Below are 8,431 nucleotides of genomic sequence, written 5' to 3' on the forward strand. Positions count from 1 at the left end.
CTCTATGATCGAGCGACATACATAAATTCACGATATCACGAACAGCAATCATTCCATTATTCATAACGACTGGTCGTTTGACGATGGACTCTACTTGAAGAATAGCTGCTTGTGGATAATTGATGATACCCATTGATTGAACAGATCCAAAGGAACCCGTATTGTTCACCGTGAAGGTTCCGCCTTGCATATCTTCAGATCTTAGTTTCCCTGTTCTCACTTTGACAGCAAGCTCAGAGATTTCACGTGCAATCCCCTTGATTGTTTTTTCATCGGCCTGTTTAATGACAGGTACATAGAGTGCATCATCCGTAGCCACTGCAATTGAAATATTGATATCTTTCTTTTGGATGATTTTATCTCCTGCCCACATAGAATTGATTTGTGGGAATTCTTTTAACGCCTGTGCAACAGCCTTCACAAAGAATGCAAAGAATGTTAAATTAAAACCTTCTTTTTTCTTAAACTCATCTTTTAAAGAGTTACGGTACTCCACCAAATTCGTGGCGTCCACTTCAATCATCGTCCAAGCATGCGGTGCTTCGTGTTTGCTTCGCAGCATGTTGGCAGCAATCGCTTTACGGATGCCTGTGACTGGAATTTCAATGTCACCAACCGCTACTGGAATATTCACAGCTTGAGCAGGTGCAGTTGGCTGGGCAACTGGCTGAGCCGCCTCTTGTTTTGGTGCCTTGATAACGGCAGGCTCATTTATCGCTTCTACATTTTGTCCCGCTTCAGGAATATTACCTGATTCAATTAGTTTTAAGAGATCTTTCCTCGTAATTCGTCCACCTGCACCGGTGCCTGACACCCTAGTTAAATCAATGCCATGTTCTTGAGAGATTTTAAGGACAGCGGGCGAGTAACGTGCCTTGTTGCCTTGTTCAGCATGTTCCGCGTTTTCTGGTGCACCTGCTGGTGTGCTCGGGCTTGCTGCAACAGATGCTTCAGGAACTTCTTCAGTTGTTCCACCTTCCAAAGCTATCGTGCAAATTTGCTCCCCAACGGCTAAGGTATCTCCTTCTTCTGCAATTAATTCCTTTATTACACCTGTAAAGGAGGATGGGATTTCCGCATTTACCTTATCTGTCATCACTTCTGCCAGGGGGTCGTATTTATTTACTTTATCTCCTACAGATACAAGCCATTTACTTATCGTACCTTCGGTTACGCTCTCCCCTAACTGAGGCATTTTAATTTGTTCAATTACCACTATTTACACACTCCTATTGTCCAGCACTGGCGCCTAACCCCATTCAGTTGCCAGGGCTTTCGTTTTAGTACTCAGCTAGTTCGCGCATCGCTTTTTCGACTTTATCTGGATTTACCATAAAGAATTTTTCCATTGTTGGCGAATACGGCATGGCCGGAACATCTGGTCCAGCTAACCGCATAATTGGTGCATCTAATTCGAATAAGCAATTTTCTGCAATGATTGCAGCGACTTCGCTAATAATACTGCCTTCTTTTGTATCCTCTGTAATAAGAAGAACTTTACCCGTTTTTGATGCCGCCTCAATGATGGCTTCTTTATCTAGAGGATAGACAGTTCTCAAATCAAGAATATGAACGGAGATACCATCTTTCGCTAATTTTTCCGCTGCTTGAAGGGCAAAATGAACACAGAGACCATACGTAATGACGGTAATATCTTCTCCTTGGCGCTTTACATCTGCTTTCCCAATTGGCAGGGTGTAATCATCAGAAGGTACCTCACCTTTAATTAACCGATAAGCCCGCTTATGCTCGAAAAATAAAACCGGGTCATTGTCACGGACAGCTGCCTTTAACAGTCCTTTTGCATCGTAAGGTGTGGACGGCATAACAATTTTTAATCCAGGCTGATTTGCAAATACTGCCTCTACAGATTGGGAATGATATAGCGCCCCATGAACCCCGCCGCCATAGGGAGCACGAATCACCATCGGACAACTCCAGTCATTATTGGAACGATAGCGGATTTTCGCCGCTTCTGAAATAATTTGATTCACTGCCGGCATGATAAAGTCAGCAAATTGCATTTCGGCAATCGGACGCATACCGTACATCGCAGCACCAATTCCTACGCCAGCAATGGCTGATTCAGCAAGTGGTGTGTCAATGACTCGTTCTTCCCCAAATTGATCATATAATCCTTGGGTGGCCTTAAAAACTCCGCCTTTTAAACCAACATCTTCACCAAGGACAAAAACCTTTGGATCTCTTTCCATTTCTTCTCGCATTGCCATTGTAATGGCATCAATATATGAAATTATCGCCATGTTTCATCCCCCTTACAAGTCCGCATAAACAAATTTCAGCGCATCTTCAGGTGCAGAGTACGGTGCATTTTCTGCATAGTCTGTCGCCTCATTGACAAGCTTCATTACGCGGTCATTTATTTCTTTTTCTAGCGCATCATCCATGACACCAGTTTCCTTTAAATACGCACCAAAGGTAATAATTGGATCTTGGGTCTTTGCTTTAGCAACCTCATCTGGTGCACGGTAGGAACGGTCGTCATCATCTGAAGAGTGTGGTGTCAAACGATAAGAAATGGTTTCAATTAACGTTGGTCCTTCACCGCGTCGACCGCGCTCTGCCGCTTCCTTCACTGCTTTATAGACTTCTAGTGGATCGTTCCCGTCAACAGTGAACCCTGGCATACCATAACCAATCGCCCGGTCTGAAACCTTCTCACACCCCAATTGTTTTTCAATTGGTACAGAAATAGCATACTTGTTATTTTCACACATAAAAATAACAGGAAGTTTATGAACACCTGCAAAGTTGGCGCCCTCATGAAAGTCCCCTTGGTTAGAGGAGCCCTCACCGAAAGTTACAAAAGTTACGAGGTCTTTTCTTTCCATTTTCCCAGCAAGAGCAATTCCAACAGCGTGGGGAACCTGAGTTGTTACCGGAGAAGAACCTGTGACAATCCGATTTTTCTTTTGGCCAAAGTGCCCAGGCATTTGCCGGCTCCCTGAATTAGGGTCTTCTGCTTTTGCAAAACCTGAAAGCATCAATTCCCTCGGAGTCATCCCAAAAGTTAAGACCACACCCATATCACGATAATACGGAAGAACATAATCTTTTTCACGATCAAGCGCAAATGCAGCCCCTACTTGTGCTGCCTCCTGCCCTTGACAAGAAATAACGAAGGGAATTTTCCCGGCACGGTTTAATAACCACATCCGCTCATCAATACGGCGGGCTAATAGCATAGTTTCGTACATTTCCAATACTTTTCCGTCATTTAAACCTAAAGCATCATGACGCTTTTCTGTCATCTATTTCTTACCTCCTAATGTTCGAATGAAAAAATTACTTAAGAATGAATCGCTTTTCCATCTACAGCAAGCGCAGCCTCACCAATAGCTTCTGAAAGAGTTGGGTGTGGATGAATCGTATGCGCGATTTCCCAAGGTGTTGCATCTAAGACCATTGCAAGTCCTGCCTCCGTTATCATATCAGTTACATGCGGACCAATCATATGCACCCCTAGAATATCATTGGTCTCTTCATCCGCAACAATTTTCACAAATCCGTCCGATTCTCCAAAAACAAGCGCTTTTCCAATCGCCCGGAAAGAAAACTTTCCTGTTTTTACTTTATAGCCTTTTTCAATAGCTTGGTCTTCTGTTATTCCCACACTGGAAACCTCTGGGTTGCTATAGATACATCTTGAAACTAAGTGATACTGCAGTGGGGAAGGATCCTTTCCGGCAATATGTTCTACAGCAATGATCCCTTCATGTGATGCCACATGGGCAAGTTGTAATCCGCCAATCACATCACCAATCGCATAAATATGTGATTCTTTCGTTTGGAAGAATTCATTTGTTGCAATAAAACCCTTCTCTACTTGTATTTCTGTATTCTCTAGGCCAATTCCTTCTGTATTTGCCTGACGACCTACAGAAACAAGAAGTTTTTCTGCTTTAAATTCTTTCACAGTGCCCTTTACTTCTGCAGAAATCGTTACTCCATTGTCTCTTACCATTGTTTCGGGGAGGACTTTTGCACTTGTTACCAGTTTAATTCCTTTTTTCTTCATCAAGCGCTGCATTTCTTTTGAAATTTCTTTATCTTCTGTCGGAATAATACGGTCAGCATACTCAATAACTGTTACATCAACACCGAAATCATGAAGCATGGACGCCCACTCAATTCCGATTACGCCACCACCAACAATAATAATGGAATTAGGCAATGACTCTAATTGCAATGCTTCATCAGATGTCATGACATATTCACGATCAATCTCAAGACCTGGAAGTGTTCTTGGTCTTGAACCTGTTGCAATGATCACATTTTTAGGAAGAAGCATTTCGTTTTCTTCCCCGTTATTCATTTCAACAGAAATAGTTCCCGGCATCGGAGAAAAAATGGACGGTCCCAAGATTCTGCCTATACCTTCAAAGACATCAATTTTGCCCTGTTTCATTAAATGTTGTACACCTTTATGAAGCTGGTCAATAATTTTATTTTTTCTCTCTTGTACTTTACCAAAATTTATCGATACATCACTAGTAATTACACCAAAATCCTCACTATGTTTTGCTGTTGCAAAAACCTCTGCGCTCCTAAGCAGTGCCTTACTTGGTATACACCCTTGATGCAGACACGTCCCGCCAAGTTTTCCTTTTTCAACAATCGCAGTTTTTAAGCCAAGCTGAGAGGCCCTAATTGCGGCGACATAGCCGCCAGTTCCCCCGCCAAGAACTACCAAATCATATTCTTGTGCCACTCTTTTTTCCTCCCCATAACCTTAAATTTTAACTGTTTTAAAATTCCCAGGATAAATTTTTTCCTCTTCTTCGCCTCTTAAGACTCGCAGTGCACCCTCAGCAAGTGCTTGTAGTTCATTTTCACCCGGTTGGACCACGACATCAGCAATCCAATTGATTCTATCGGTAATTGATTTCACAAAACCTTTTCCGTAGGCGAGGCCGCCTGTTAAAACAATCGCATCCACTTTTCCGGAGAGAACAGTACTAGCAGCCCCTATTTCCTTAGCCACTTGATAGGCCATTGCGTCATAAATAAGCGATGCCTCTTTATCGCCTGCTGCAATTCGCTGCTCTACCTTTACCGCATCATTGGTGCCGAGATAACCTACAAGGCCGCCTTGACCAACCAGCATTTTCATAATTTCTTCCCGATAATATTCACCAGAATAGCAAAGGGCCACTAAATCCCCTACAGGAACGGTTCCGGAACGTTCTGGACTGAAGGGGCCATCCCCATGAAGACCATTGTTTACATCAATGACCTTCCCTTGCTTATGGACACCCACGGTAATACCGCCACCCATATGGGTAACAATTAAATTTAAGTCGTTGTATTTTTTCCCTAATTCCTTGGCAACCCTTCTTGCAACGGCCTTCTGATTTAACGCGTGGAAGATACTTTTTCGTTCTATTAAGGAAAAGCCAGAAATTCTCGCAATTGGATCTAATTCATCAACAACAACTGGATCAACGATAAAAGAAGGAATATTTAAACCAGAAGCAATTTCGTAAGCAATGATCCCGCCAAGATTAGATGCGTGCTGCCCTGCATAACCAGACCGTAAATCTGTTAACATCACATCATTAACTGCATAGGTACCCCCTTCAATCGGACGAAGTAATCCCCCGCGTCCACATACAGCCGACAGTTTGGAAATATTTATCCCTTCATTATCCAGTGTTTCCAAAATTGTTGTTTTTCTAAATTCATATTGATCAATAATATTTGCAAAAGAGTTAATTGTCACTGTATCATGACGAATTGTTTTTTCAAAAATAGAAATATCATTATCGAAAACCCCGATTTTCGTGGATGTCGAGCCTGGGTTGATGACGAGAATCCGATATTCATTATCGTGCAACGTATTTGACCTCCAATTTTATTTTTCAACCTACTTGCCCCATGAAAGGCAAAGACGCTGAATTCCCATTCAGCGCTTTCCAAAAACTATTTTTTGTCAAAAAGGTTTATCTTGAAATTCTATGACTTAAAATATGATGACCGTTTTGGAGAAATTGGCTTCTTGAATTACGAATTCTTGCAATTCTTTCTTCTGCCATCCTGTCTGCAGCTACGTAAGTTGGAATGCCGTCACGTTTTGAAATTTCAATAACTTTTTCAATGGTGGTATATAGCTGTTCAACCTTTTTCATTGCCCGCTCTTGGTTATAACCATATAATTCATCTGCCACATTGATTACGCCTCCAGCATTAATTACATAATCCGGGGCATAAACGATACCCATTTCATGAATAATATCTCCGTGACGGGTATCCTTTAATTGATTGTTCGCTGAACCAGCAATCACTCTTGCTTTTAACTGTGGAATGGTCTCATCATTAATCGTTGCCCCGAGTGCACATGGGGCATAGATATCACATTCCACACCATAAATTTCATCAGGATCAACAGCCAAAGCACCAAATGCTTCAACCGCACGGTTAACGGCCTCTTTATTAATATCCGTTACAATCAGCTGTGCCCCTTCTTCATGCAAATATTCGCAAAGTGTATAAGCAACATTTCCAACTCCTTGAACAGCCACTACTTTTCCTTCTAGAGAATCCGTGCCAAACGCCTCTTTCGCAGCTGCTTTCATTCCGCGGTATACACCAAAAGCTGTTACCGGGGATGGGTTACCAGATGAACCAAACGCTGGAGAGATTCCAGTTACAAAATCTGTCTCTTCATGAATTAAATCCATATCAGCCACGGTTGTACCAACATCTTCTGCAGTAATATATCTGCCGTTTAATCCTTGAATGTAGCGGCCAAATGCACGGAACATTGCTTCATTCTTATCTTTCCTTGGATCACCGATGATAACGGTTTTACCACCGCCAAGATTTAATCCTGCCGCCGCATTCTTATATGTCATTCCTTTTGCAAGACGGAGGGCATCCTCAATGGCTGCTTCTTCAGATGCATAAGTCCACATCCGTGTTCCACCTAAAGCTGGCCCTAAAGTTGTATCATGAATAGCAATAATTGCCTTTAATCCTGATTGTTTATCCTGACAGAATACCACTTGTTCATAATCGTATTGTTCTAGGTATTTGAAAATTTCCATGTAAAATTCCTCCTCAAATGATTTACTATCTATTTTGATGTAGCACAGCATAACGCTAGTGCAAGTGAATAAAGCTTACTTTCAGCAGAATCTGATCTAGATGTTAACACAATTGGTGCTTTTGCTCCGGCAATAACGGCACCAACTTTTGCATTTGCAAAATAAATTAGTGACTTATATAATACATTGCCAACTTCAATTGTTGGTACTAATAATATATCTGCACATCCTGCTACTTCACTATGAATCCCTTTATGTTCTGCAGCAAGCGCTGATACTGCATTATCTAAACCTAAGGGACCATCAACAATGCAGTCCAGAATTTGCCCTCGTTTATTCATTACCGTTAATGCAGCTGCATCCAATGTAGCTTGCATAGCCGGATTAACCACTTCTACTGCAGCTACAGGGGCCACTTTCGGTACATCTATTCCAATTGACCTTGCAATGAAAACTGCATTTTTAATAATTTGTGCTTTCTGTTCTAAATCGGGAGCAATATTCATTGCAGCATCTGTAATGATTGTAAAACGATTGAAGCCAGGAACTTCAAATGCAGCAATATGTGATAAGACATTTCCTGTCCTTAGTCCATACTCCTTATTTAAAACTGCTTTTAATAAGATATTGGTTGGGATATTACCTTTCATCAAGACATTTGCTTCTTTATAAAAAACTGCCTTTACTGCTAATTCTGCCGCTGAAGCATTCGAATCAGCATTGACAACTTTTAAATTAAGATCGCTGATGTTCGGGTGTTTTTCTTTAAAAATGGATTTGATTTTTTCTTCGTCACCGAAAAGTATAAATTTTGCTAGATTTTGCTCTAAAGCAGCGATAACCGCTTCAATGACCTCTAAATCTTCTGCCGCAGCAACTGCCACGGTGTTTGTACGTAATTGGGCTGCTTTGTCAATTAGTGAATCAAGCAACAAGTTGTCATCAACCCTTTCTCCTCTTCCTGCAACTCCCATACTATAATATGCAATTTCCGTGCCAAACCATCTTTAATGAAAACGCTTTACCACCCACACTCAAGTGTGCATTTTTTTTCATAATATGAAATTTATTGCATGCTATTTTTTTCAATATTATATTTTTCAATCTTATAGTATAAATTCCTTACAGACAATCCGAGCGTCTTAGCTGTTAATGTTTTATTCCCATTTAAACGAAGAAGTGACTGCTTAATTATTTTAGCCTCAAACTCTTCCATCATATCTGCTAAGGTACGATCCATAACCACTGAATCAGTACTATTGCTTACAGATGATTCCGTTAAATTCTTTTTATTTTTTAATTCTGGTAAGTGCTGAACATCAATAAATTGATCATTATAATTCATAAAAATGATTGCTCTTCCA

8 protein-coding genes are annotated in these 8,431 nt (G+C 41.1%); all 8 read right to left on the minus strand.

The features are described 5' to 3' along the window. Window positions 1-1,216: dihydrolipoamide acetyltransferase family protein (locus tag V7659_RS20070; protein ID WP_335541706.1), on the minus strand; the 1,216-nt coding region annotated here is incomplete at its 3' end. Between the two features lie 64 nt (window positions 1,217-1,280). Continuing rightward, on the minus strand, window positions 1,281-2,264 hold the full coding sequence (locus V7659_RS20075; RefSeq protein WP_335541708.1) for an alpha-ketoacid dehydrogenase subunit beta: 984 nt from the start codon (window positions 2,262-2,264) through the stop codon (window positions 1,281-1,283). Between the two features lie 12 nt (window positions 2,265-2,276). Further along, complete coding sequence (locus tag V7659_RS20080; protein ID WP_251457144.1) at window positions 2,277-3,272, minus strand: thiamine pyrophosphate-dependent dehydrogenase E1 component subunit alpha; 996 nt, start codon at window positions 3,270-3,272, stop codon at window positions 2,277-2,279. A gap of 38 nt (window positions 3,273-3,310) precedes the next feature. Next, window positions 3,311-4,732, minus strand: coding sequence for a dihydrolipoyl dehydrogenase (gene lpdA, locus V7659_RS20085; protein ID WP_335541712.1), 1,422 nt, complete (start codon window positions 4,730-4,732; stop codon window positions 3,311-3,313). Window positions 4,733-4,753: 21 nt separating this feature from the next. Continuing rightward, window positions 4,754-5,857 (minus strand): butyrate kinase, encoded by a 1,104-nt coding sequence (gene buk, locus V7659_RS20090; protein ID WP_335541714.1) that lies wholly within the window; start codon window positions 5,855-5,857, stop codon window positions 4,754-4,756. A gap of 106 nt (window positions 5,858-5,963) precedes the next feature. Further along, on the minus strand, window positions 5,964-7,067 hold the full coding sequence (gene bcd / locus V7659_RS20095; RefSeq protein ID WP_335541715.1) for a branched-chain amino acid dehydrogenase: 1,104 nt from the start codon (window positions 7,065-7,067) through the stop codon (window positions 5,964-5,966). A gap of 29 nt (window positions 7,068-7,096) precedes the next feature. Next, the gene (gene yqiS, locus V7659_RS20100; RefSeq protein WP_335541717.1) at window positions 7,097-8,002 is read right to left on the minus strand and encodes a phosphate butyryltransferase; all 906 of its coding nucleotides are present in this window, start codon (window positions 8,000-8,002) and stop codon (window positions 7,097-7,099) included. Between the two features lie 131 nt (window positions 8,003-8,133). Continuing rightward, a partial coding sequence (locus V7659_RS20105) for a helix-turn-helix domain-containing protein (protein ID WP_335541719.1) occupies window positions 8,134-8,431 on the minus strand: 298 nt, incomplete at its 5' end.

This window comes from Neobacillus drentensis, assembly GCF_036966985.1.
Lineage (GTDB): Bacteria > Bacillota > Bacilli > Bacillales > Cytobacillaceae > Neobacillus > Neobacillus drentensis_E.

Coding starts and splice junctions, on each gene's coding strand:
- V7659_RS20080 (WP_251457144.1), bottom strand. CDS start 3,272: ATGACAGAAAAGCGTCATGATGCTTTAGGTTTAAATGACGGAAAAGTA.
- bcd (WP_335541715.1), bottom strand. CDS start 7,067: ATGGAAATTTTCAAATACCTAGAACAATACGATTATGAACAAGTGGTA.
- V7659_RS20075 (WP_335541708.1), bottom strand. CDS start 2,264: ATGGCGATAATTTCATATATTGATGCCATTACAATGGCAATGCGAGAA.